Source organism: Streptomyces sp. GL_141 (genome assembly GCF_057834385.1).
This window is the reverse complement of sequence record NZ_CM174402.1, coordinates 5,730,571-5,755,664: the sequence shown is the minus strand read 5'-3', so window position 1 is coordinate 5,755,664 and position 25,094 is coordinate 5,730,571. Positions and strand designations below refer to the sequence as shown.

18 protein-coding genes are annotated in these 25,094 nt (G+C 70.2%); 3 read left to right on the top strand and 15 right to left on the bottom strand.

The features are described 5' to 3' along the window. Positions 1–76 precede the first annotated feature (76 nt). Positions 77–244, bottom strand: a complete 168-nt coding sequence (locus AC3IX6_RS25455) for a hypothetical protein (RefSeq protein ID WP_327252716.1) — start codon at positions 242–244, stop codon at positions 77–79. Between the two features lie 141 nt (positions 245–385). On the opposite strand from AC3IX6_RS25455, the gene AC3IX6_RS25450 reads away from it, so the two are divergent. Continuing rightward, positions 386–1,504 (top strand): M48 family metallopeptidase, encoded by a 1,119-nt coding sequence (locus AC3IX6_RS25450; RefSeq protein ID WP_489364904.1) that lies wholly within the window; start codon positions 386–388, stop codon positions 1,502–1,504. Here AC3IX6_RS25450 and AC3IX6_RS25445 read toward each other — a convergent pair. The 7 genes from AC3IX6_RS25445 to AC3IX6_RS25415 form a co-directional block, all read right to left on the bottom strand. Beyond that, positions 1,488–2,678: an SCO2583 family membrane protein gene (locus AC3IX6_RS25445; RefSeq protein ID WP_489364903.1), complete on the bottom strand. Its 1,191-nt coding sequence runs from the start codon at positions 2,676–2,678 to the stop codon at positions 1,488–1,490. The two genes, AC3IX6_RS25450 and AC3IX6_RS25445, sit on opposite strands and share 17 nt — an antisense overlap. A gap of 67 nt (positions 2,679–2,745) precedes the next feature. Further along, entirely contained in the window at positions 2,746–3,306 is a 561-nt protein-coding gene (locus AC3IX6_RS25440; RefSeq protein ID WP_489364901.1) for an SCO2584 family spore wall biosynthesis protein, read from the bottom strand. Between the two features lie 77 nt (positions 3,307–3,383). Then, positions 3,384–4,661, bottom strand: a complete 1,278-nt coding sequence (locus tag AC3IX6_RS25435) for a glutamate-5-semialdehyde dehydrogenase (protein WP_489364899.1) — start codon at positions 4,659–4,661, stop codon at positions 3,384–3,386. A gap of 131 nt (positions 4,662–4,792) precedes the next feature. Continuing rightward, entirely contained in the window at positions 4,793–5,206 is a 414-nt protein-coding gene (locus AC3IX6_RS25430) for a hypothetical protein (RefSeq protein ID WP_489371558.1), read from the bottom strand. Positions 5,207–5,288: 82 nt separating this feature from the next. Continuing rightward, the gene (gene proB, locus AC3IX6_RS25425; protein WP_489364897.1) at positions 5,289–6,416 is read right to left on the bottom strand and encodes a glutamate 5-kinase; all 1,128 of its coding nucleotides are present in this window, start codon (positions 6,414–6,416) and stop codon (positions 5,289–5,291) included. 110 nt (positions 6,417–6,526) lie between these two features. Continuing rightward, positions 6,527–7,009, bottom strand: coding sequence for a GtrA family protein (locus AC3IX6_RS25420; protein WP_489364895.1), 483 nt, complete (start codon positions 7,007–7,009; stop codon positions 6,527–6,529). Continuing rightward, positions 7,009–8,010, bottom strand: coding sequence for a glycosyltransferase family 2 protein (locus AC3IX6_RS25415; protein WP_489364894.1), 1,002 nt, complete (start codon positions 8,008–8,010; stop codon positions 7,009–7,011). The genes AC3IX6_RS25420 and AC3IX6_RS25415 overlap by 1 nt, the downstream gene beginning before the upstream one ends. Before the next feature lie 156 nt (positions 8,011–8,166). On the opposite strand from AC3IX6_RS25415, the gene AC3IX6_RS25410 reads away from it, so the two are divergent. Further along, positions 8,167–11,046, top strand: a complete 2,880-nt coding sequence (locus tag AC3IX6_RS25410; protein WP_489364892.1) for a bifunctional glycosyltransferase/CDP-glycerol:glycerophosphate glycerophosphotransferase — start codon at positions 8,167–8,169, stop codon at positions 11,044–11,046. A 35-nt stretch (positions 11,047–11,081) separates the two neighbouring features. Continuing rightward, positions 11,082–12,257 carry a glycosyltransferase gene (locus tag AC3IX6_RS25405; RefSeq protein ID WP_489371557.1) on the top strand — a complete coding sequence of 392 codons (1,176 nt, stop codon included), beginning with the start codon at positions 11,082–11,084 and terminating at the stop codon, positions 12,255–12,257. Between the two features lie 111 nt (positions 12,258–12,368). Here AC3IX6_RS25405 and galE read toward each other — a convergent pair whose 3' ends face one another. The 7 genes from galE to AC3IX6_RS25370 all read right to left on the bottom strand — a co-directional run bounded on the left by galE (position 12,369) and on the right by AC3IX6_RS25370 (position 25,037). Further along, complete coding sequence (gene galE / locus AC3IX6_RS25400) at positions 12,369–13,358, bottom strand: UDP-glucose 4-epimerase GalE (protein ID WP_489364890.1); 990 nt, start codon at positions 13,356–13,358, stop codon at positions 12,369–12,371. A gap of 65 nt (positions 13,359–13,423) precedes the next feature. Beyond that, positions 13,424–15,046 (bottom strand): glycosyltransferase family 2 protein, encoded by a 1,623-nt coding sequence (locus AC3IX6_RS25395; RefSeq protein ID WP_489364888.1) that lies wholly within the window; start codon positions 15,044–15,046, stop codon positions 13,424–13,426. A gap of 130 nt (positions 15,047–15,176) precedes the next feature. Further along, on the bottom strand, positions 15,177–16,619 hold the full coding sequence (gene obgE, locus AC3IX6_RS25390) for a GTPase ObgE (RefSeq protein ID WP_489364887.1): 1,443 nt from the start codon (positions 16,617–16,619) through the stop codon (positions 15,177–15,179). 181 nt (positions 16,620–16,800) lie between these two features. After that, a complete protein-coding gene (rpmA, locus tag AC3IX6_RS25385) occupies positions 16,801–17,055 on the bottom strand; it encodes a 50S ribosomal protein L27 (RefSeq protein WP_030013081.1) in 255 nt (84 codons plus the stop codon). Between the two features lie 13 nt (positions 17,056–17,068). Continuing rightward, positions 17,069–17,389, bottom strand: coding sequence for a 50S ribosomal protein L21 (gene rplU, locus AC3IX6_RS25380; protein ID WP_214950890.1), 321 nt, complete (start codon positions 17,387–17,389; stop codon positions 17,069–17,071). Positions 17,390–17,584: 195 nt separating this feature from the next. After that, positions 17,585–18,121 (bottom strand): barstar family protein, encoded by a 537-nt coding sequence (locus tag AC3IX6_RS25375; RefSeq protein WP_489364884.1) that lies wholly within the window; start codon positions 18,119–18,121, stop codon positions 17,585–17,587. Further along, positions 18,111–25,037, bottom strand: coding sequence for an RHS repeat-associated core domain-containing protein (locus AC3IX6_RS25370; RefSeq protein WP_489364882.1), 6,927 nt, complete (start codon positions 25,035–25,037; stop codon positions 18,111–18,113). The genes AC3IX6_RS25375 and AC3IX6_RS25370 overlap by 11 nt, the downstream gene beginning before the upstream one ends. Between the last annotated feature and the right edge of the window lie 57 nt (positions 25,038–25,094).

The following is a 25,094-nucleotide window of genomic DNA, read 5'->3' as shown; positions in this document are numbered from 1 at the left end:
ACTGGCCCGGTGGCGCGGCAGGGACCCGCCTACGGGCGCGTACTCGGCGTGCTGAGTATTCGGGGGTTGCGGAGCTTCAGCGGTCCCGGTTCAGGCGCGTGGTGACCCACAGCATCAGCAGGAGGATGCCGAAGGCGGCGCCACCGGTCAGGTACGGGTTCAGGCTGTCGTGGTTGCCGCCGTGCTTCTCGGCTCCCTCGGAGGCGAGGACGACCAGGTTGTGGGCGGTGGAGGCGAGGCTCATCAGGCAGGTACCTATCGGGTCGGGGAGCGGGCGGAGATTTCGCTCACATCGTATGCGGGGGCCTGGGGCACGCTCACGTCGACTCAGGCGTTGGAGAGGATAGACGGGCGGCCAGCCGCACACACCAACGGGGAGGGCGCTATGACGGGGTCGGGATTCGAGAAGGCACCGGCGCGGGACCGTAAGAGGTTCCCCGGTATTTCCTCACGGGCGTACGAGCATCCGGCGGACCGGTCCGCGCTCGTGGCCCTGCGCAAGCTGACCGGCTTCGACACGGTCTTCAAGGCACTGAGCGGGCTGCTGCCCGAGCGCAGTCTGCGACTGCTCTTCCTGTCGGACTCCGTCCGGGTGGGCGAGACCCAGTTCCCGCACCTGCACGCGATGCTCCTGGACGCCTGTTACATCCTGGACCTGGAGAAGGTCCCGCAGATGTACGTGCAGCAGGACCCGAAGCCCAATGCCATGTGCATCGGGCTGGACGAGCCGATCATCGTGGTCACCACGGCCCTCGTCGAGCTGCTCGACGAGGAGGAGATGCGGGCGGTGGTGGGCCACGAGGTGGGCCACGCCCTGTCGGGGCACGCCGTGTACCGCACGATCCTGCTGTTCCTGACGACCCTCGCGCTCAAGATCGCGTGGATCCCGCTGGGCAACGTGGCGATCATGGGGCTCGTGACGGCGCTGCGCGAGTGGTTCCGCAAGTCGGAGCTGTCCGCGGACCGGGCGGGGCTGCTGGTGGGACAGGACGTGCACGCCTCGATGCGCGGGCTGATGAAGCTCGCGGGCGGCAACCACCTGCACGAGATGAATGTCGACGCGTTCCTCGCCCAGGCCGAGGAGTACGAGAAGAGCGGCGATCTGCGCGACTCCGTGCTGAAGATCCTCAACGTGCTGCCCCGGACGCACCCCTTCACGACGGTCCGGGCGGCCGAGCTGAAGAAGTGGTCGCAGAACCGGGACCACCAGCGGATCATGGACGGCCACTACCCGCGGCGCGAGGACGACAAGGACACCTCGGTGACCGACTCCTTCCGGCAGTCCGCCGCGCACTACGCCGACACGGTGCGCACGAGCAAGGACCCGCTGATGAAGCTGGTCGGCGACATCGCCGGCGGTACGGCGGACCTGGGCGGCAAGCTGCGGGACAGGTTTGCGGGCATGGGTGGCGCTTCGGGCGCGGGCGGCAGCGCCGCCGGAGACGACAAGGGCACGGGCACCGGCACCGGGACCGGCAAGGACGGGGCTACGGAGCAGGGCTGACGCCCTGCCCCGGGGAGGCCGGGGTCTGCGACTGCGGTGGCTCCGGTGGCTCCGGCGCGGCCGTCGGAGCGAGCACGCCGCACAGCCCGGCCGTGCGGCGCGGACTGCCACTGGCGTACGGGTCGGTCGCGGCCGGGCCGGTGGTGGTCGGCCCGGCGCCGGCCGTCAGCGGGCGGAAACCTCCGGCCGGGTCGGCGGAGCAGTCCTGCGGGCCCGCCATGACGTAGGCCGAGACGAGCTCCGCCCGCCGGGCCGTGAGGTCGTCGCGGTCGAAGCGCATCCGCAGTTCCCGGCGGACGGTGAAGAGCGAGGCCCCGTCCGCCGCGGCCGGCTGGCCGGTGGCCGGGCGCACGGCGTAGACGAAGGTGTGGTCGGAGGTCACCTCCAGCGCGTTCGGGGCGGTCTCCGCGGCGGCGAGGATCCCGCTGACCCGCACCCGGGTGTCGGCCACCACGGCGGTCGCCGGGTCGAAGCGGACGAGCCAGCCCGTGACGGCGTGCCGCCCGTTGCCGACCGGCACGAGCATGCTCTGGTCGAACTGCGTCAGCTGGTCGGGGTCGAGCAGGACGCGCACCGGCCGGGAGGCCTCGCCGGACAGGACGTCGGGGTCCAGCGAGGACTGCACCAGGTAGTCCTTGGCGATGGTCAGCGCGCTCTGGACCTGCTCCTCGGTGAAGTGCCGGGTACGGCGCACGGCGGGGAAGGTGATCCCGGCCGCCCCGATGCGGTACTGGGCCGCCGGACTCTGCGCGTACAGGTCGGCGGGGCGGCCGCCCGGCACGGGCGCGGAGGGCGCGAGCGGCACGACGGTGCTGCTCATCGCCTCGGCCGGGTCCCCGGCGGGCGGCACGTAGGGATTGCGCAGCCCCATGTAGACGGCGCCGGCGAGTGCCAGGGCGATGCACAGCACGATGATCCGGCCCTGCCGGGCCCCACTGCCGCCGGAGCCGCTCCGGGGTCCCGGATGGCCTCCGCCGGTCGACCAGATCGAGCGGCTCCGTACGGCGCGGGCGTGCTCGCCCATGCGCTCCTGGGCGGAGAACTCCTGGAGCCGGGCAGCCCGGACGAAGTCCTCGTCGAACACCACCGACCGGTACTCGTCGGCCCGGAACTCGTCGTCGGCCCCGCCGGCACCCTCGGGGGTGCCGTTCGGCGGATCTCCTGGCATGGCCATCGCTTCTCCCCGCTGTCCCCGCTCCAGAGAAGCCCCCGGCTCCGGCGATGGGAGCGGGGTCGTACCTTCAGGGTTGGCGGATGGCGCGGTCCATAAACGCTCCGGCGCCGCTGACTTCGGCCATCGGGGTGCTGGCGGGGGCCGGAGCCGGTTCCGCGTCGCTCGCCGCGCTGCGGTACACGGCGCTGAAGGCGAGCGCGATCATGCCGAGGCCCATCACGAAGGCGAGCACCCAGGCGACCGGGCGCAGCCACGGCGAACGGCCGCGGTAGGGGCGCAGGCTGCCGCCGTAGGCCCCGTACGGGCCTTCCCCGGAGCCTGCTCCGGGGCCGTGGTCCCAGCCGGAGTCGTCGGAGTGGTAGCCGTCGGCGCCGCCGTAGGCGTACGCGTCGTAGTCCTCGTCGCCCGTCCAGCCGCCGGCGAAGGCGGCGCGGGCGGCCTCGGCCGCCTCGGCGCGCGCCCGGTCGCCGGCCCGCTGGCGCTCTGCGGCGCTCGGTTCACGGATCTCGGCGTTCCGGACGAAGTCCTCGTCGAACACCACGGAGGCGAAGTCCTTGTCCGCGCCTCCGCGGTCGTCGTCGGGCTCCCCGTCGTCCGGGAACGGTTTGCCCCCCACGTCGTCCGGCACGAGACCAGCGTAGACCTGAGGGACACCTTTGGGCAGGGTGTAGGCCGAAATCCGGCCACACCGCGTTCAGGGCCCGACTACCGTACGTGACCGTCGCCGGTGACGATGTACTTGGTCGAGGTGAGCTCGGGAAGCCCCATCGGGCCCCGGGCGTGCAGCTTCTGCGTGGAGATGCCGATCTCCGCGCCGAAGCCGAACTGACCACCGTCCGTGAACCGGGTGGAGGCATTCACGGCAACCGTGGTCGAGTCGACCAGCTGGGTGAAGAGGCGGGCGGCGGCCTGCGAGGTGGTGACGATCGCCTCGGTGTGGCCGGAGGTCCAGCGGCGGATGTGGGCGACGGCCTCGTCGAGGGAGTCCACGACACCGGCGGCGATGTCGTACGAGAGGTACTCGGCGGCCCAGTCCTCGTCGGTGGCGGGGAGGGCGGTGACCTTGGAGTCCGCCGCGTACGCGAGCACCCGCTCGTCGCCGTGGACGGTGACGCCGGCGTCGGCGAGGGCGTCCAGGGCGAGGGGCAGGAAGGCGTCGGCGATGTCCCGGTGCACCAGCAGGGTCTCCGCGGAGTTGCAGACGGAGGGGCGCTGGGCCTTGGAGTTGACGAGGATGTCCACGGCCATGGCCAGGTCGGCCTGGGCGTCCACGTAGACGTGGCAGTTGCCGGTACCGGTCTCGATGACCGGGACGATGGATTCCTCGACGACGGTCTTGATGAGCGAGGCGCCGCCGCGCGGGATGAGCACGTCGACGAGGCCGCGGGCGCGCATCAGCTCGCGGACGGAGTCGCGGGACTCTCCCGGTACGAGCTGGATGGCGTCGGCGGGGAGACCGGCCGATACGACGGCGTCGCGCAGGATGCCGACGAGGGCGGTGTTCGAGGCGTAGGCCGAGGAGGAGCCGCGCAGGAGGACGGCGTTGCCGGACTTCAGGCACAGGGCGGCGGCATCGACGGTGACGTTGGGACGGGCCTCGTAGATGATGCCGACGACGCCGAGCGGGACGCGGATCTGGCGGAGGTCGATCCCGTTGGGGAGGGTGGAGCCGCGGACGACCTCGCCGACGGGGTCGGGCAGGGCCGCGACGTCGCGGACGTCGGAGGCGATGGCCGCGATGCGGTCGGGGGTGAGGGTGAGACGGTCGATGACGGTCTCGCTGGTCCCGGCGGCGGCCGCCTTCGCCGTGTCGACGGCGTTGGCCTCGACGATCTCGGCCGTACGGGCCTCCAGCGCGTCCGCGATGGCCAGCAGGGCCTTGTCCTTGGCGGACCGCGGGAGCGGGGCGATGGCCGCGGCGGCGGTCCGGGCGGCTTGCGCGGTGGCGATCACGGGCGAGGTCGTGGCATCGAGCGAGGTCATGCCGCCAGGGTAATCCCCGCCCACCCCCGGGCCGATGGGGTTCCACCCCCCGAGACGGCCCCCTTTGACGCGCCGCTCGCGCGGTGCGGCCCCTGGCGGGCCTCCTGGGCCGAGTGGTGCGAGCGACGCGTCTAGTAGGGGTGCACGCCCATGGGGTGGGCCGGGGGTGGGCCGTAGCCTTCGGCGACGCGTTGGTGGTAGGTGGCGCGGTCGATGACTTCCAGGCCGACGATCTCCCAGGCCGGGAGCTTCGCCGAGGAGCGGTGTTCGCCCCAGAGCCGCAGTGCGACGGCCGCCGCGTCGTGGAGGTCGCGGGCTTCCTCCCAGTAGCGGATCTCCGCGTGGTCGTCGGCGTAGCGGCTGGTCAGCAGGAAGGGGTGGTCATGGGCGAGCTGCTCCAGCCCACGGCGTACGTCGCACAGCGGCGCGGGCTTTCCGGAGACGCTCAGGGTGATGTGCCAGAGGCGGGAGGCGTCCCTTTCCTCCCCGCTCCCGCCGACGTCACCGTCCCCGGTGCCGACGCTGGTCAGCGCTCGTCTCACCAGCCGCCTCCTTGTCTGCGCTACGCGTGTCCGCCCCTCACAGTTGACCAGTCCTCGGCTCACCGCGCGGCGGTTTTACCGAACCTCAGCCCTGCAGCAGGACCAGATCGTCGCGGTGGACGACCTCCCGCTCGTACTCGGGTCCGAGTTCCCGCGCGAGCTCGCGCGTGGAGCGGCCGAGGAGCTGCGGGAGCTCCTTCGCGTCGAAGTTGACGAGGCCTCGCGCCACCGCCCGGCCGTCGGTCGCGCGCAGTTCCACGGGGTCCCCGGCGACGAAGTCGCCCTCGACCGAGGCGATGCCGGCGGGGAGCAGCGAGCTGCCGCGTTCGGTGACCGCGCGGACGGCCCCGTCGTCCAGGACGAGGTGCCCCTGGGGGGTCGACGCGTGCTGGAGCCAGAGCAGCCGGTCCGTCGAGCGGCGTCCGGTGGAGTGGAAGAGGGTGCCGGTCTCCCGTCCGGCCAGGGCGTCCGCGGCCTGGCTGGCCGAGGTCAGGACGACCGGGATGCCGGCTGCCGCGGCGATGCGCGCCGCCTCGATCTTGGTGGCCATGCCGCCGGTGCCGACGCCCGCCTTGCCGACGCTGCCGATGGTGACGTGGGCGATGTCCTCGGGGCCGCGCACCTCGTCGATGCGGCTGGTGCCGGGCTGGGACGGGTCCCCGTCGTAGAGGCCGTCGACGTCCGAGAGCAGGACGAGGAGGTCGGCGCGGACCAGGTGGGCCACGAGTGCGGCGAGGCGGTCGTTGTCGCCGAAGCGGATCTCGTCGGTGGCGACGGTGTCGTTCTCGTTGACGACGGGCAGCGCTCCCATGGCCAGGAGCTGGTCCAGGGTCCGGTAGGCGTTGCGGTAGTGCGCGCGCCGGCTCGTGTCGTCGGTGGTCAGGAGCACCTGGCCGACGCGTACGCCGTACCGGGCGAAGGAGGCCGTGTAGCGGGCGACGAGGAGTCCCTGGCCGACGCTCGCGGCGGCCTGCTGGCGGGCCAGGTCGGTGGGGCGGCGGCGCAGGCCGAGCGGGGAGAGTCCGGCGGCGATGGCTCCGCTGGAGACCAGGACGATCTCCTTCTCGCCGCCGCTGCGCGCCTTGGCCAGTACGTCGACCAGCGCGTCCACCCGGTCGGCGTCGAGTCCGCCTGCCGCCGTGGTCAGGGAGGAGGAGCCGACCTTGACCACGATCCTGCGCGCGTCGAGCACACCCTGCCTAGCCGCTGACACTTCTGTCCCCTGACCCTTTGACCCTCGCCGAACACGACCCTGCGCATCTGCGGATCCGCGGACCCGCCCGTTCAATCTACGGGGTGTCCGGGCGGGGCCGCCCGGGGGTTTCAGACCGTGGACGTGGTGTGGGTCTGCTCGGGTTCCCCGGCCGCGCCGGCCGTCCCCGGAATGAGGATCTTGCGGGAGAGGACGAAGGTGAAGGGGATGGCCACGATGGCCGCGACCAGCGGCGCGATCTTGGTGTTCATGCCCGCCCAGCTCACCAGGGCGTACAGGCCGGCGGACTGGATCACGTAGTTCGTGATGTTGGTCAGCGGGAAGAGGAGGAACTTCTTCCAGGTCGGCCGGGTCCGGTAGGTGAAGTAGGTGTTCATGAAGAACGAGCCGACCATCGCCAGCACGAAGGCGAGGGAGTAGGCGGCGAAGTACGGCATCCACGGGTGGAGGCCCAGGTAGAGGACGAAGAAGGTTCCGGTGTTGACCCCGCCCACCAGGCCGAACCTGATGATCTGGCCCAGCTGGGCCTTCCGGTCGACGGCGGGCTTCACGTCCGGCTGCGCCTTCGGCTGCCCGTTCTTCGTGGGTGACATCACTTGCTTCGCTCCGCGATCACGGCCTGGGCCTCGGGCCGCGGCGCGTCCCGGACGTCGGTGGACGCGGCCGTCCGGTCGGCGCCGTGCGCCTCCTTCACCAGGAAGTGCGGCCGGCGCTTGGTTTCGTAGTAGATGCGGCCGATGTACTCGCCGATCAGCCCCAGCATGATCATCTGGACGCCGCCCAGGCCCGCGATGAGCGCCACGATCGTGACGTATCCCGGGGAGTCCACCCCGTTGGTCATCGCCATGACGGCGATCCACACGGCGTAGAGCCCCGTCAGGGCCACCAGCGACACGCCCACCCAGATGCCGATGCGCAGCGGACGGTTGTTGAAGGAGATCAGGCCGTCCATGCCGTAGTTCAGCAGGGCGCCGAACTTCCACTTCGTCTCGCCGGCCTCGCGCTGCGCGTTGCGGTAGTCGAAGTGGACGGTGTCGAAGCCGATCCAGGAGAAGAGGCCCTTGGAGAAGCGGTTGTACTCGGGCAGCGCCAGCAGCGCGTCCACGGCCGGCCGGGACAGCAGCCGGAAGTCGCCGACCCCGTCGGCGAGCTCCACGTCGACCCAGCGGTTGATGCCCCGGTAGTAGAGGCGGCTCAGCGCCGTGCGGAGCTTCTTGTCCCCCTCGCGGGTGCGGCGGGCGATGATCTGGTCGTGGCCCTGCCGGTAGTAGTCGAGCATCGTGGCGATGAGCTCGGGCGGGTGCTGGAGGTCCGCGTCCATGATGACCACGGCGTCGCCGGTCGCCTCGCGCAGGCCGGCGAGCATGCCGGCCTCCTTGCCGAAGTTGCGGCTGAAGGAGACGTACCGGGTCTGGTCGGCGTGCTGGGCCGCGATCTTGCGGAGCTTGTCGAGGGTTCCGTCGCGGCTGCCGTCGTCGACGTAGCAGACCTCGTACTCGACGGGAAGGACGTCCAGGGCCTTGCGGATCTCGGTGTCGAAGCTGTCGATGACGGCTTCCTCGTTGTAGCAAGGGACTACTACAGACAGCTTCATGAACACTTCCTGCGGTCCGAACGGGTGATTTACGGCGACCGGACCTGCCACTCACCTCTTCCTTAGAAGTATGCACGGCGGTGGTTGCCCTGCCTGGGGTGAGTGCGGCACACGGTAGCTTTGACGGGATAAGCGGAATGAAACAGAGGGATCGAGGTGCACGTGCCTGACGTCTCCGTGGTCGTCATCGTCTACAACGACGCAGAGCGTCTCCCGGCAGCCGTCCAGTCGGTTTTGGACCAGACCCTGCACGGGGTCGAAGTCGTGATCGTCGACGACTGCAGCAAGGACGGGTCCTACGCGGTCGCCCAGGAGCTCGAAACCGCGCATCCGGGGAGGGTGCGCGCCTTCCGGCTGCCGGAGAACAGCGGGGGCTGCGGCGCCCCGCGCAATCACGGCATCCGGCAGGCCACCGGAACCTACGTCATGTTCCTGGACAGCGACGACGTGCTGGAACGCAATGCCTGCCGCAACATGCTGGACGCCGCCGAGCGGACCGGGTCCGACCTGGTCTCGGGCATGTGCGTCCGGGTCCACCTCGACAGCCGTTGGGGCAAGACCACCGAGTGGTACCCGTGGATCTACGCGCGCACCCGCACGCTGGAGTCGATCACCGAGTACCCGGACCTGCTGGTCTACGACACCCTCTCCACGAACAAGTGCTACCGGCGCGCGTTCCTGCTGGAGCAGGGCCTGGAATTCCCGGTGGGCATCCACTACGAGGACCTGCTCTTCTCCGCGCAGGCCTACGTCGCCGCCCGCCGCATCACGCTCATCCCGAACCACGTCTACTACTGGAACGTGATCGAGAAGGCCTCGGCCAAGTCGATCAGCAACCGGCGCCACGAGATCGAGAACTTCGTCCACCGGATGGAGATCCACCGCCGCGTCGACGAACTGCTGGCGGCCAAGGGCCACACGGAGATCAAGTCCGCGAAGGACGCCAAGTTCCTCAAGCACGACCTGGTGCTCCACCTGCGGGACCTGCCCCTGCTCGGTGACGCGTACCGCCAGGAGTTCGCCCGGCTCGCCAACGGCTACCTGGCCGGCATCGACCCGGCCGCGTACGACAACGTCAGCAACCTCCAGGCCATCTGCGCCTACCTGCTCGGCAAGGAGGACTGGGACAACCTCCTGCCCGCCGCCGACGCCATGACCAACCAGGGCCGGCTCACCTCCCCGCTCGCCGAGCGCGACGGGCGCGTGTACTGGTGCGGCCGGCACATCGACGGCCCCGACGCGGACGAGGCCCGCCGGATACTGGACGTCACCGACCAGGGCTACGCCGGTGCGCCGCTCACCGCCCTCACCCTGGGCAACCGCCTCACCTCGTACGAGGACGACGGCCGCGGCACGGTCACCCTGTCGGGCGCCGTCGTGAACCCGCTGGGCCGGATCCGCCCCGAGGCGGAGCTGAAGGCCTCGCTGGAGTTCCGGGCCCGCCGGCAGATCGGCGTCCGCTCCTTCAGCTTCCCGGTGGCAACCGTGCGCCACGCCGGTGACACGATCGAGTGGAAGGCCACGGCCGACATCGGCAGCACCGTCCGCCCGCTCGGCATCATCGACGCCGTCTGGGACGTCCGCCTGAAGTTGACGGCGGGCAAGGACCGGGTCACCACCCGCGTCTCCGTCGGCGGGGTCGACCTGGAGAAGGCCGCCCGGCTGCGCGTGCGCCCGAGGCTGACCCGGCTGGTCTCCGACCGCTTCGAGCCGGAGATGACCAAGAAGGGCAACCTCTCCTACGTCCTGACCGCCGAGGGCGCCGCCGCCGTGCGCACCCAGACGCTGATCAACAGCGCGATGCACGGCAAGGCCGCGGGCGTGGTCAAGCGGGGCCTGCGCAGGGCCCTGCGGGCCCGCCGCAACATCGGCTCGGGCGAGCAGAAGGTGAAGGTCTACCACGAGGTCTTCTCGAAGCTGCCCATCAAGAAGGGCACGGTCGTCTTCGAGAGCCACATGGGCAAGCAGTACAGCGACAGCCCGAAGGCGATCTACGAGGAACTGGTGCGCTCCGGCGTGCAGTTCGAGGCGATCTGGTCGTACGCGGGCGGCCGGCCCACCGGCTTCCCCAAGGAGGCCACCCTGGTGCGGCGCTGGAGCTGGGCCTACCTGCGGGCGCTGGCCCAGGCCGAGTTCTGGATCGACAACCAGGGCTTCCCGCTGGCGCTGGCCAAGCGCCCGGGAACCACGTACATCCAGACCTGGCACGGCTCGGCACTGAAGCGGATGGGCTTCCACGAGCCCCGCACCAAGGCGCAGGACCGTGCGGGCCAGGGTCGCTTCCAGGCGGCCGTCGACCGCTTCGACCACTTCCTGATCCGTTCCGAGCACGATGCCCGCACCCTCGCCAAGGGTTTCCGGCTGCGTGACGAGGTGCTGCTGCGCACCGGCTACCCGCGCAACGACGCCCTGGTCGCGGCCCACCGCTCCGAGGCGAACAGCGGCGAGCGGGTCCGCGGCCCCCTGGCCGGCGAGTTCGGGATCGCCCCGGACAAGAAGGTACTGCTGTACGCGCCGACCTTCCGGGCGAACGCGGACGGCGCGGTGGAGGGCTTCGAGTTCCCCTTCGACGTGGAGGAGTTCGCCGACCGGCTCGGCGACCGCTTCACGCTGCTCGTGCGCACCCACTACCTCAACAGCGTCACGCTGCCGCCGTCGGTCGCGGGCCGGGTCATCGACGTGTCCAAGCACCACGACATCACCCCGCTGCTGGCGCTCGCCGACGGGCTCATCACCGACTACTCGTCCGTGATGTTCGACTACGCGGTCCTGGACCGGCCGATGCTGTTCTTCGCCTACGACTACGAGAAGTACGCGAACGACATCCGCGGCACGTACTTCGACCTCAAGGAGAAGGCCCCGGGCCCGGTGGTCGCCAGCGCGGACGAACTGCTCCAGGCCCTCGCCGCCTTCGACGAGGCGGATGCCAAGTACGCCGAGGCGCGCCAGCGTTTCCTCGCCGAGTTCGGCGAGTACGACCGCGGGGACGCGGCCCGCCGGATCGTCGAGAAGTTCTTCACCAGGAGCGGCAAGTGAGCCAGCAGACTTCCCCCGCCCCGGAGACCCCGGACATCCCGGACGCCCCGCAGGGAGCCGTCGGCGGCCGTGACATCTTCCTCGTCTCCAACAGCGTGGACGAGCTCGGCGGCGTGACCACCTGGTCGCACCAGATGGCCCGGCTGTTCAGCGACCGCGGACACCGGGTGCACGTCATCGGCATCGCCCCCGTCGCCGAGGAGATCCGCCAGCAGCTCCCGGCGGACCTGCCCTACGCGGTGACCACGCTGTACGAGGCCCACCCCCCGGCGGCCCGCAGGCTGCACGGCATCAAGGGCCGGCTCAACGCGCCCGAACGGCGCCGCCAGGCGGCCCGCCGGGCGAAGATGCGGGCCAAGGCGGACCAGTTGGGCGAGCTGCTGCGCGCGGCCCGCCCCGGCGCCGTGGTGATCGTCACCCAGGTCTGGGCGATGGAGTGGGTGGCCCTCGCCGACACCAAGGGCTGCACGGTCATCGGCATGAGCCACGAGTCCTTCGAGGCCAGCAACAAGTCCACCCGGGGCCAGCGCGTGCGCCGGTTCTACGGGGACGTCGACCGCATGCTCGTGCTGACCCCCGAGGACGCCGACCTCTGGATCCGCTCGGGCATGGAGAACGTCTCCAGCATGCCGAACCCGCTGCCGTTCATGCCCGCCTCCCCCGCCCCGCGCACCGAGAAGGTCGTGGCGAGCGTCGGCCGCCTCGCCTTCGAGAAGGGCGTGGACCTGCTGCTCGACGCCTGGGCCGACGCCTCCCCGCACCACCCCGACTGGGTCCTGCGGATCTACGGGGCGGGCCTGGAGGAGGCGACCCTGCGGGCGCACGCCGCCGGGCTCGGCCTGGAGGACTCCGTGGAGTGGATGGGCAGCACCGGCGATGTGCTGGGCGCGCTGAACGGTGCCTCCGTCTTCGCACAGGCCTCGCGCGCCGAGGGCTTCCCCATCACGCTGCTGGAGGCGATGGCCGCGGGCGTGCCGGTGGCCGCCTTCGACTGCGCGCCGGGCGTGCGGGAGATCGTGACGCACGGCGAGGACGGGCTGCTGGCCCGGCTCGGCAACACGATGGAGCTGGCCGGACAGCTGGACCGGCTGATGGCCGGCCGCGAACTGCGCGACCGGCTCGGCGACGCCGCCTTCCGCAACGTGCAGCGGTACTCCAGCGCCGAGATCACCGACCGGTGGGAGGAGCTGTTCTCCTTCCTGGAGCGCTGACCGAGGTCCGCGGACCGAGCCCGGCACTCTGGGCCGGCATCCTGCGTACGAAGAAGCCGCCCGCCCCGGAATCGACCGGGGCGGGCGGCTTCTTCGTACGCTCTACGGGCCTCAGGCCTTGCGGTGGGCCTCCCAGCCCTCCCAGGCCGAGGTGATCATCTCGCGGACGTCGTGGCGGGCCTTCCAGCCCAGCTCCGCGCCGATCCGGTCGGCGGAGGCGACGACCTTCGCCGGGTCGCCGGCGCGGCGCGGGGAGACCGCGGGCGCGTAGGCGGGGTCGGTGTGCCCGGTGACCTCGTTGACCAGCTCGACCATCTCGCGGACGGAAACGCCCTCGCCGCGGCCGATGTTGACGGTGAGGTCCTTGTACTCGCCCTGCGCGCCCCACTCGACGAGCTTGCGGGCGGCCACCACGTGGGCCTCGGCGAGGTCGGCGACGTGGATGTAGTCGCGGATGCAGGTGCCGTCCGCGGTCGCGTAGTCGTCGCCGAAGATCCGGGCGCCCTCGCCCTTGTCGAACCGCTCGAAGATCATCGGGACCAGGTTGAAGACCCCGGTGTCGGCGAGCTCGGGGGTCGCGGCGCCCGCCACGTTGAAGTAGCGCAGGCACGCGGTGGAGATGCCGTGGGCCTTGCCCGCGGCACGGACGATCCATTCGCCCGCCAGCTTCGTCTCGCCGTACGGGCTGAGCGGCAGGCACGGGGTGTTCTCGGTGACGAGGTCCACGTCCGGCATCCCGTACACGGAGGCGGAGGAGGAGAAGAGGAAGTTGCGCACGCCCGCGGCGGCCACCGCCTGGAGCAGGACGGTGAGGCCGCCCACGTTCTCCTCGTAGTAGTGCAGCGGCTTCTCGACGGACTCGCCGACCTGCTTCTTGCCCGCCAGGTGGACCACGCCGGTGATCCGGTGCTCGGCGAAGGTCTTGTCGAGGAACTCCCGGTCCAGCACGGAACCGACCACCAGCGGAACGCCCTCCGGGACGCGGGCGGCGTTGCCGGTCGAGAGGTCGTCCAGCACCACCACCTCCTCACCCGCAAGCAGCATCGCGCGGACGACGTGCGCCCCGATGTAACCGGCCCCACCAGTGATCAGAAACGTCATGCGTGTCTCCCCAAATATCTTTCGTACGTCTCGTCCGGCGCCGGACCGTCCAGCCGCGTTCCGCTCTAGCCGCGCACTATGCGCGCCCGGTGGAACCGGTGACGGGCCAGGCTCATGACACCTGCGGCACCGGGCGCGAGCCGCAGCGCCAGGGATCCCCCGGTCGTGCGGTACGGCTGCGCCAACAGCACACCGTACCGGCTGCTGGGCAGCACCCGTCGGTGGAGGAGGCGGCTGAGGGGGCGCGGGGAGGTGAGCACGGAGCTCCCGTCGGCGCACTCCACGTTCAGTTTCACGTCCCACGCCTGCAGGCCGCGCCGGCCCTCGCCCCGCCCGAGGCTCGCCAGGGTGGTGAGCCGGAAGGGCAGCTCCGCGGTCCACCCCTGGCCGTCCCCGGCAGGGGTGAGCGCCACCGGTTCGGCGACCAGCAGCTCCCCCAGGTCGCCCCGGGGCTGGAAGCGCAGCTGGACGGTGCGCGGGCCGGCCGCGGCGAGCCGCCCGTACAGGTCGTGCACCCGGATCCGGAGCCCCGCGCAGCCGCTCGGTTCGGCGTCGATGGTGATGGGCAGGTCCGCCGTCTCCAGCTCGTCCAGCCGGTCCAGCTCCACCGGGAGCGTGTCGCTCCAGACCGGCGCCCCCGAGGCGCCGGTCGCGTACGGGGGCAGCAGGCGGGGCGGGTCGGCGGCGAAGCGGGTCAGGCGCAGCAGGTCGGCGGGGGCGGGCGGCACCTCGGTGGCGCGCAGCACCCGTACGATCCAGCGGGCGTGCGCCCCGGCGGCCTCGATGTCGTCCTCGGCGAACCCGGCGACGTAGTCACGGGTCAGCGTCCACCAGGCGGCCTGGTACTCGGGGTCCTCGCCGAGCTCGCGCAGGTACATGCGCAGGTCGTACTCCAGGAACTTCACCTGGCAGGCCCGGCCCAGCTCGGGCGAGGAGGCCTTCATGAGCCGGGAGGCCACGCGGTGGGCCTCCACGCGCGCACTCCAGTTGCCGACGTCCTTGCGGTCCAGGGAGATGGAGACCTGGGCGGCGTTGCGGCGCACGTGCCACACGTAGACGAGGTCGCCGATCACCGCGATGCGGGGGCGGGCCGCCAGTACGCGGGCGGTGAAGACGAAGTCCTCGTAGATGAACCGGCCGTCCGGGAAGCGGATCCCGTACATGTCCAGGAAGGCCCGCTCGTACAGCTTGTTGACGCAGAGGGTGTCGCGGACCAGTTCCGGCCGGTCCGCCGGGCGCTCGATGACCTCGCCGGGCGTGTACAGGCCGGGCACCCAGGGCACGTCACGGCTCTCGGGCAGTTCACGGCGGACGCACGAACCGACGGTGACCGGCGACCGGTGCTCCCCGGCCGCGTGCACCAGGGCCTCGACGGCTCCGCGGGGCAGCACGTCGTCGCTGTCCAGGAACATGACGTACGGGGCGGTCGCGGCCGCGATCCCGTCGTTGCGGGGGGTGCCGCAGCCCCCGCTGTTCTCCGTGCGGTGCACGACCTTCACACGGGGGTGGCGGGCCGCCAGCTCGTCCAGCACCTGGGCGGTGCCGTCGCTGGACGCGTCGTTGACCGCGATGACCTCGGCGACGACCGGGCCCTGGGCAAGGGCCGAGGAGACGGCCTGACCGACGAGCTCGGCATCGTTGTACGCGATCACGACGACGGCAACTGTGGGGGTATGGGTGCTCGTCACTCGTGGATCCTAGGCCACCGGAGTAAACGTGACCTTAAGACGGGTCACTCGAACGGGGGATAAACGGAATCCTGTGACGAGCCTGTGACGACGGCCGGAGACCCGGCCGTCGCCCTCAGCGACGGCCCGGTCAGAAGGGACGGAACTCGTCGTACTCCTTCTGGGCGGAATCCCGCTCGGCTTCCTTCTCCTTGCGGCGCGTGGTCGCCGGACGCGGCGCCTCCAGACGGTGGTCCTCACCGCGGCGGCCCAGCATCTCGGCGCCGGCCATCATCATCGGCTCCCAGTCGAAGACGACCGCGTCCTCGTCGGAACCGATGGCGACGCCGTCACCCGCACGGGCACCGGCCTTCTTCAGCGCCGCCTCGACGCCGAGGCGGTTGAGGCGGTCGGCGAGGTAGCCGACGGCCTCGTCGATGTTGAAGTCGGTCTGGCGGACCCAGCGCTCCGGCTTCTCGCCGCGCACGCGGTACACGTCCTCGGCCTCGTCGTAGGTGATGGTGAAGCCCGAGTCGTCCACGGCCTTCGGCCGGATGACGATGCGGGTCGCCTCCTGCTTGGGCGCACGGGCGCGGAACTTCGCGATGACCTCGGCGAGGAAGTAGGACAGCTCCTTCAGACCCGTACGGTCGACCGCGGAGACCTCGAAGACCTTGTAGCCGCGGGCCTCCAGGTCCGGGCGGACGATGTCGGCGAGGTCCTTGCCGTCGGGGATGTCGACCTTGTTGAGGACGACGAGGCGCGGACGCTTCTCCAGGCCGCCGCCGTAGAGCTTCAGCTCCTCCTCGATGGCGTCGAGGTCGGCGAGCGGGTCGCGGTCGGACTCCAGGGTGGCGGTGTCCAGGACGTGCACGAGGATCGAGCAGCGCTCGACGTGGCGCAGGAACTCCAGGCCGAGGCCCTTGCCCTGGCTGGCGCCGGGGATGAGGCCGGGGACGTCGGCGATCGTGTAGACCGTCGAGCCCGCGGTGACGACGCCCAGGTTCGGGACGAGGGTGGTGAAGGGGTAGTCGGCGATCTTCGGCTTGGCCGCGGAGAGCACCGAGATCAGCGAGGACTTGCCGGCGCTCGGGAAGCCGACCAGCGCCACGTCGGCGACGGTCTTGAGCTCCAGGATGACGTCGCCGCCGGTGCCGGGTACGCCGAGGAGGGCGAAGCCGGGCGCCTTGCGGCGGGCGGAGGAGAGCGCCGCGTTGCCGAGGCCGCCGCGGCCGCCCTCGGCGGCCACGTAGGTGGTGCCCTGGCCGACGAGGTCGGCGAGGACGTTGCCCTCCTTGTCGAGGACGACGGTGCCGTCCGGCACCGGCAGGATCATGTCCTCGCCGTCCTTGCCGGAACGGTTGTCGCCCGCGCCGGGCTTGCCGTTGGTGGCCTTGCGGTGGGGGCTGTGGTGGTACTCCAGCAGGGTGGTGATCGACTGCTCGACCACCAGGATGACGTCGCCGCCACGGCCGCCGTTGCCGCCATCGGGGCCGCCGAGCGGCTTGAACTTCTCCCGGTGAACGGAGGCGCAGCCGTGGCCCCCGTTACCCGCGGCGACGTGCAGCTCGACGCGGTCCACGAAGGTGGTCATGGTTGTTCCTCCAGATACAGCGGGAATAACCCGGAAAGCCCGGGCGGGTAGGCCTTGCTACCCATTAAACGTGTCTATGTGACAACGCGCCGAGGGCGGACCTCTCTTCCCGGCTCGCGCCGGGAAGAGCTGAGATCCGCCCTCGGGGTGTTACGAACGCTTCAGATCAGCAGGAGCTGAATCAGGCGGCCGGAACGATGTTGACGACCTTGCGGCCACGGTGCGTGCCGAACTCGACCGAACCGGCCTGCAGCGCGAACAGCGTGTCGTCGCCACCACGACCGACACCCGAACCCGGGTGGAAGTGGGTGCCGCGCTGGCGGACGAGGATCTCACCAGCGGAAACGACCTGACCGCCGAAGCGCTTCACGCCGAGCCGCTGAGCGTTGGAATCGCGCCCGTTCCGGGTGGACGATGCGCCCTTCTTGTGTGCCATGTCTCAGTCCCTCTTACTTCGCAGCCGCGGGGATACCGGTGACCTTGATCGCCGTGTACTGCTGGCGGTGACCCTGGCGACGGCGGTAGCCGGTCTTGTTCTTGTACCGAAGGATGTCGATCTTGGCACCCTTGTGGTGGTCCACGATCTCGGCCTGGACCTTGATGCCGGCCAGGACCCACGGGTCGCTGGTCACGGCTTCGCCGTCGACAACGAGCAGGGTCGAGAGCTCGACCGTGTCGCCAACCTTGGCAGTGGGAATCTTGTCAACTTCAACGATGTCGCCGACAGCAACCTTGTGCTGGCGACCACCGCTGCGCACGATGGCGTACACGCGGATCTCTCTCTCACTCGAGTTCGGGAACCCCTGAAGCCAGCCGGCCCCGCGTGAACCGCAGGCCGGCCTCCCCCGATCCAGCCGCGAGGCGGTCCGGGAGGTGAGGTGCTCAGTGGATTGGCGTGTGCATAGACACGCCAGCGACCTAGGTTACGGGCCCCGGTCTGAGGGGTCAAACCGGGGCCCGTCCCGCTATCGGGCCGCTGCGAGCGGCGGTACCGGCCAGCGGCCGGGATACAGGTTCACGACCTTGCGCGGAATCACCGAGCGGTACAGGGGGATGGACTCCGTGACCGACTCCAGCTCGTACAGACACCGGAGAAAGGACCGGAAGTCCGATGCGAAGAAGGACGAGAGCCCCGAGACGACCAGGGCGATCGGAGCGGAATCCGCCTCGACCACATCCGCGAAGCAGTCCAGGAACGCGTCCCAGTTCTCACCGTAATACTCGGGGAACCCGTACACCCGCCCGAGCAGGACGAGGAAGTCGTCCTCGGTGAGAACCCCGCTCGCGTCGGCTTCCAGAACCCTGACGCCCGTACCGGCCAGTCCGTCGACGATTTTCCGGCATTCCGTCTCGGAGATCAGATACGGGCGGTCCCCCACGTCGAACTTCGACATGGGGAGGTCCTCCCAACGCGCCAGCCGCTCCCGCGCGCCGATCACATAGGGATCCTGCGTGTCGGCGGGGGCCGACCGCAGCAGCTCCCACTTGTTGTTATTTGCCATATCGACCGCAGCCGCACCCTTCCCGCAGGGATATCCATGTACCCGGTTTGTAGTGAGGCGTGTACCAGGTCTCACCGCGCAGTCCGACGACCAGCCGCCCCATGGGGCGGCTCCGCGCACCGGGCTCGGTGGGCCAGACGTCCATTTCGGTCCAGTACCCGAGCGGCTTGTCCTTGCCGCCATTGGGAATGTTATGGCCCCTGTACACACCGACGTTGTCGGCGTCGATCCCGCCCTGCATGACCCCGGCCGGCGGCTTCCCGGTCCGGTCGAAGGAATCCATCACCGTCGCGACCTGATCGCGGTCCCACTCATCGAGGCCTCCCAGTTCCAGGTCACAGTTGTGAACGAGAACGGGCGCCGGGCCGACCGCCACGTAGTAGGCGTGGACCCCTTCGATGGAGAGGTCGTGCGTCTGCCTGGCCCCTTCGAAGAACCGGGTGGCGACGAGGGTGACGGTCGAGCCGTCGGGTGTGCGCAGGAGCATCCCGGGGCGAAGATCGCCCGCTTCGACGAAGCGCTGCTCACTCGCCACCCAGAAGGGGTGGTTGACCGTCGAGACGAGGGCCGCGTCACCAGCCGGCGTACTGACGGTGAGGTCGACGAACTCCTTGTCATCGCGCGTGACGATGGTGCCGACGACGGCACGCACCACCTGCTCACCGGTCGACGGGTCGGTGGTGAGCACCTGATCACCGAGGGATACCTCCTCGATGCTCTTCTTGCTTCCATCGGCCAGCAGCACCTCGGTGCCCGGGAGGAAGCTGTGGCACGTGCGCTTGGCAGCCGCCTTGGCCTTGGCCAGGGCACCCTTGGCCTTTTCGAGCTTCTCCGAGGTTTTGAACCAGGCCTTGACCCCGGAGATCAGGTCGCCCGCGAGCCCGGCGAGCTTCTTGCCGAGGGCCAGGGCCTTCTCCCATTGGGTCGGCCACCCGTACTTCTTGGCGATCTTGCCTGCGATGCCGCCGGCGAAGCTGCTCGCGATGTTGAGTGCCGTTTCACCGCAGGCACCCAGGTCGCCGCTGGAGAAGCAGTCCAAGGCCGCCGTGATGCCGAGCTCGTCCATGAGGATCTTGGTGATCTGCTTGACGGCGCTCTTGATCTTCGCCTTGGTGCGGTTGTGCTCGTCCTGGGCCTTGTTGTAGTTGTCCTCCGCTTCCTTGGTCACGGGGTCGGGCTGCTTGTCCTCGGGCTTCCCCGTGTACCTGCCGTTGGTGCACTCGTCCCTGTGGTCGTTGCAGTAGTCCCGCTCGTCCGGGTCGTACAGGCCGCTCGGGTCGCTCGCCGACGCCGGGCGGTTGTGCGCGTAGGCGTACGCGTTCAGCTGCTGGGCGTCACTCGTGTCGACGACGGGGTCCGGGGTGATGAACCTGCCGAGGAACGGGTCGTACTCACGGGCCCCGATCGTGGTCAGGCCCGTGGACGCGTCGATCGTGCCGCCGACGAAGCCCTTCTCACCCTTCCAGGTGCCCTGCGGCGTGCCCCGGCTGTTGCCGTACGGGTCCATGCGGCGCTGGGTGACCGCGCCCGTCGTCGCGTCGACCGCGAGCTCGGCCGTGCCGTGGTGGTCCGAGGCCAGGAAGGACAGCTTCTTGTCCGGGGTCCGGATCCCGACGCTCTGGCCCGCGAAGGCGTAGTAGCGCGTGGCCTTCGCCGTGCTGGCTCCCGCGTCGAGGCGCAGCTCCATGCCCGGCAGGTACACCGTGGTGCCGGTGGCGTCCTTGCGCTGGACGCGGCCGCCGTCGGGGCCGTAGAGGAACGTCGTCTCCGACGCCTCGTTCTTGCCCGGGGTGGTGACGTCGTCCGGCTGGCTGTTCTTGACGGGGTTGCCCAGGGAGTCGTACTCCAGCGTCTGGGTGGTGCCTCCGATCGTGCGGGTGGTGGTGTTGCCGGCCGCGTCGTAGCCGTAGGTGTACTGGCGGTCACCGGTCGGGGTGTTCTCCACCACCTTCTGGACCTGGTGGCTGCCGGCCTTGTAGGTGAAGGTGCGCTTGACGTCCTTCGCGGCGTTCAGACCGGTGTCGTGCGCCGTCTCGGTGAGGCGGTTGCCGACCGAGTCGAAGGTGTACGAGTTCCAGTACGGAGCCGGGCCGCCCAGCGCGGAGGCGCCGGGAGCGGTGTTGCACGCCGCCGGACCCGAGCCCGAGACCGGGACCTGGCTGCCGACCGTGCCGGACGCGGCGGCCGCGGCCTTGGTGGTCGACGGGGTCCAGGACTCCGTCATGCGGGCCTGGTAGTCGTACCCGAAGCACTGCAGGTCGGGTGTGCCCGCGCCCGCGACATCGGCGATGGACCGGACGTTGCCGACCTGGTCGTAGGAGTAGTTCGACTCCTTGGCCGGGCCGGTGGTGGATCCGTAGATGTCCAGCTTGGAGTTCAGCAGCCGGTCGGTGCCGGTCTCGTACTGGAAGGTCTGCCAGACCTTCTTGCCACCGTTGTTCAGCTCCAGTTGCTGGAGCAGGGTGCGGCCGGACCAGATCGCGTTCGTGACGTACGACGTCGTGCCCGTCATGCTCTTCAGGCGCTGGATGTCGTCGTAGCCGTAGGCGAGCGTTTCGGCGTCGAGACCGCCTGCTGCCGGCAGGGAGTCGCTCTGCTTGGTGCCGTCTCGGTTGTAGGCGGTGCTGAAGACATAGGTGCCGGAGAGTCCCGTTCCCGAGGAGGCGGGAACGGTGTAGGCCGTCTTCAGCGGCTGGTAGAACTCGTCCATCGCCTGGACCACCGAGGCGAAGTACTCCGTCGCGTTGATGTAGCGCAGCGACGCGTACCCGTAGCCCAGCCAGCCGGCTTTGTCGTACCGCTGCTCGGTGAGCTTGGTTCCGGTGGTCGCGGCACCGTCCCACGTCGTCACGACGCGGTCCAGCTTGTCGTAGACGGTCGAGGTCGTCTTGCCCCGGGCATCCGTGACGGACACCGGCCGGTCGGCCTCGTCGTAGGTGGTCGTCCCCTTGCCCGAATCCGGGTCCACGACCTCGATCTGCCGGCCGAGCTGGTCGTACTTGTAGGACCACACGTTGCTCGCCGGGTCGGTGAGCTGCTTCAGCTTGCCCGTCGCCGTGTACGTGTACTTCGTGGTGTCGTAGCCGGTGGTCGGCCCGTTCGGGACCGGGGACGCGCCCTTGTAGTGACGGACCTCGGTGGTCCGGCCCTGGGTGTCCATGATCGTCGTCGTGGGTGTACCACCGACCGGCGGGTCCTCGTGGATGCGGTCGCCGCCGTGCACGATCGTGGTCCGCCACTGCTCGCCGCCCGCCACCGCGGAGATCTTGGCGGTGGTGCGACCCAGGCCGTCGTACGCGTAGAGCTGCTGTGCGCCCACATCGCCGTTGCGGACGATCAGCAGCTCGTCCGAGGCCGCTCCCGCCGCGTTGTACGTGGCGTTGACCTTGTCGATCTTGCCGGTCGGCGTGTAGAAGGTGTCCGCCACCATGCGGGTGCCGGACGGGCCCTCCGTCTGCTTCTGGCGCGGCCGCAGCAGGCTGTCGTAGAGCGCGTACTCGGCTCCGTAGGAGCCGTCGATCTCGATCTTCTCCGTCTTCACGGAGATCGGCTTGTCGAGGCGGTAGTTGTAGCTGTACTTGATGCTCGGCGTCTGGGCCGCACTCTTCGAGCGGTCCGGGAGCCAGACCGAGACCAGCCGGCCGAGCGGGTCCAGCGCGAGGTCGCCGCGCTTGCCGTTCGGGTCGGTCTGGCCGGTGACCAGGCCCCAGGCCGGGTCGAAGTCCCTCGTGTTGACGTGGCCGAGGGCGTTGGTGACCTTGACCTGGGAGATGAGGCCGTTGACGTCGGTGTACGCCGTCTTGGTCTCCGCGCCCACGGCGTCGATCTGCGAGGCCGGCCGGCCGAAGGTGTCGTACGTCGTCGTGGCCGTGACCTGGTAGGTGGGCGCCGTCCCGTTGTGGGACGTCATCCGCTCGGTCTTGGTCGCGTTGCCCACGATGGGCGCGGCGCCGAAGGCCAGGCCGTCGTACGAGGTGCGCTCGTCCGAGATCACCTGCGTCTTGTAGTCGGGAGTCGTGGCGCACTTCACCGAGACCGACTCGACCCGCGACGGCGTGCCGAGGATGTTGGCCGCCGTGTTGTCCGCGTAGGTCGTGCGGGTGCAGGTGTCGTCGGCCGCGGTCGACAGGTCGCCCAGGTCCTCCGACTCCAGGATGCGACCGGTGCCGTTCGTGAGGTCGTACGTCGCGCTCGACTCCGCCTCGCGGCGGCCGTCGCCGCCCTCGGTCACCGTGTAGCCGCGCGTCTTGACGGTCCTGGTGAAGGAGGCGTGGCTGGTGCCCCAGGTGTTGGTGTCCGTCGCGGTGTAGTGCCGCATCGGGGTCTTGATGACCTTGGAGACGAGCTTGGTGCCGTCGTAGGTCGCGGTCTCCAGCTCGTGGCCGCTGAACTCCTTGTGGTCGGTGTACGTACCGCCCTCGGAGTCCGTGACCGTCACCGAGCGGGTGCTGCCGTCCGAGTTCTTGTCACCGTCCATGCCCTGGAGGTACGTGTAGTCGATCCGGGTCTTGCCCGCGGCCGCGCCACCGGTGGTCACCTTGACCTTGCCGTAGCCCTGCCAGCCGCCCCAGGTGAGGTACTTGTCCTCGGTCATGCCGTCCGGCTCGGCCTTACGCCAGGCCGCGGGGCCCTGGTACTCGTAGTCCGTGACCGAATCGGGGGAACCGCCGGTGCGGTCGGTCTCGATGACCTGCGCGACGACGTACTTGTGGAACCAGTCGGTGATCGGGTCGATGAAGCCCGGGGGCGACCAGACGACCGGGTAGCAGCGCTTGGTGGACTCGCCCGGCTTGGGCAGGGCCGCCTTGGTGCACTCCGCCGGGGCGTAGTTCACGTCCAGCTGTGCGCCGGTCTCGCTCAGGACCGTGGACAGGCGGAAGCGGAAGAACGGAGCGATGCTCTCGTCCAGGGCGTCGACCCGGTTCCTGAGCTGGGTGCCCATCAGTTCGACCGAGGGGACGTCGGCGGTGCCGCCCCTGCGGCCCTGGTGGTCGATCTTGGAGAGCCAGAGGGTCTTCGACTGGTCGCCGTTGTCGGTGAACTGGTGCGTGAGCGTCCAGGCCTCGACATCGTCGTAGGTGGTGGCGTCCTTGCGGATCTGCGTGGTGACGCCGGTCAGCCGCTGGCGGGTCCAGAAGGACGCCGCGACCTGGGTGGCGTTGCACTTGGTGCTCGGCGCGCAGTACCGGTCCATCGGGACGTCGGGCCAGAAGGCGGCGTTCGCCGTCTTGAAGTCCGCCGGGAGGCACTTGAAGGTCTCCGTCGGCAGGCAGCGTTCCTGCGTGGTGAACACGACGCGGGCCGGGGCCTTGGCCGAGTAGACGGTGGCCTCGCGCTGGCCGTAGTCGATGCGCTTGGTCCAGCCGCCGGCCGTGTAGGGGGTGCCGTTGACGTCGGTCTTGCCGTTCAGGGCGTAGTGGTTCGTCTCCTTGCCGTAGAAGTACGACATGACGTTGCCCTGGCGGTCCTTGACGTAGTCCAGGTTCCAGCGCCAGCCCTGCTGGCAGGAGGCGTTCGCGAAGGTCGCGTTGTAGCAGGGCTCGCCCGAGTTGTTGCCGAAGACCGGGGCGGTCCAGACCGAGGCGGTCTCCTCGTTGCCGGCGGCCCAGCCGGGCAGCCGGTTCTTGCCGAAGAAGTACTCGGTGCCGTCGGCCGTGGTGATCTTCCAGTGCTCGCCGTCGTTGTCGCCGTTCACGGCGCCGGTGAGCTGCTCGATCTTGGAGCCGTCGTCGGAGGCCATCCGCCACTTGCCGTCGGCGTCGCCCTTGATCAGCTCGGTCGACGAACCGTTGAGCATCACGGTGGCGTTGTCGAAGGCCCAGCACTGCTCGGCGGAGGCCGACTGGCCGTCCTTCGCGCAGGGCTTGTAGCGCCGCTCGATGTAACCGGCCTCGTAGGAGAAGCCCTCGCCGAGCCAGGAGCCCTGGTTGTTGGTGTCCGAGGTACGGCCGTCCGCGGACTGCGAGGAGTAGCCGAGGCCGACCGTCGGGACGAGGCCACCGGGGACGGGGGGCGTACGCATCGGGTACGACCAGGAGAAGCCGCCCGAGGAGTTCGACACGCTCCACTTCGCCGACGGGGCCAGCGGGGTGGCCGCGTAGTTGCCCTGCGCGCCCGAACCGCCCGCGGTGAGCGCCACGATGGGGCCGCCCGCGGTGGGGCCGGCCGCCATCGTGGACATGCCGGCCGTGCGGGGCTGGGCGGTGACGTCCGCGGAGACGGTCTTCGTCTTCGGGTCGTTGACCGTCTTCAGCGGCTTGGGGAGTTCGGGACAGGCGGCGGTGCCGGGGTCGGCCACCGCGGCGCAGGCCGGGAGTTCGACCAGGGCGAGGCGGGAGCCGTAGCTGCCGCCGAAGCCGTCCGCGAAGGCCGAGTAGTCGACCTTCACCCGTACCGGAGCGGCGTCGGCGCCCTGGTCGGACCGCTGGACGCGCAGCAGCGCGCCCGCGCCGAGCTTGGCGGCCCGGTCGGGTGCCACCACGTCGACCCGGACCTTGGCGGGCTGCTTGGCCCCGCCGACCGCCGCGGAGCGGAAGGAGGTGGCCTTCGCCTGCGGGGCGGCGGCCTCCTTCGGGCCGGTCACCGTGACGGGCAGGCCGCCGGCCTTCGCCTGGGAGGCCGCGGCGGCGCCCCCGGTGACGGCCACCTCGGTGGAGCCGGTGCCCGGCCAGACGGGCTTGTCCAGCTTCTTGACGGCCGCCTTGGCGGTGGCGTTGGCGGGGCGGGCCTTGGACGTGGCCCTGGTCCCCTTGACCGGGTCCCCGAAGTCCTGGACGCCCGGCCTCTTCGTGGAGCCGGGGGCGGTTTCCAGGGCCTGTACGGAGGATGCGGACAGAGCCAGGCTCAGTCCGATGACGACGGACCCCAGTGTCCGCCTGGATATGCGCCGATTGAGCAATCGGCCGCGTAGAGACATCAGTGCACTCCACAGATTCGAGCAGGAAGGTGGTGCGTGAGCCGACAGGTGTGCCCG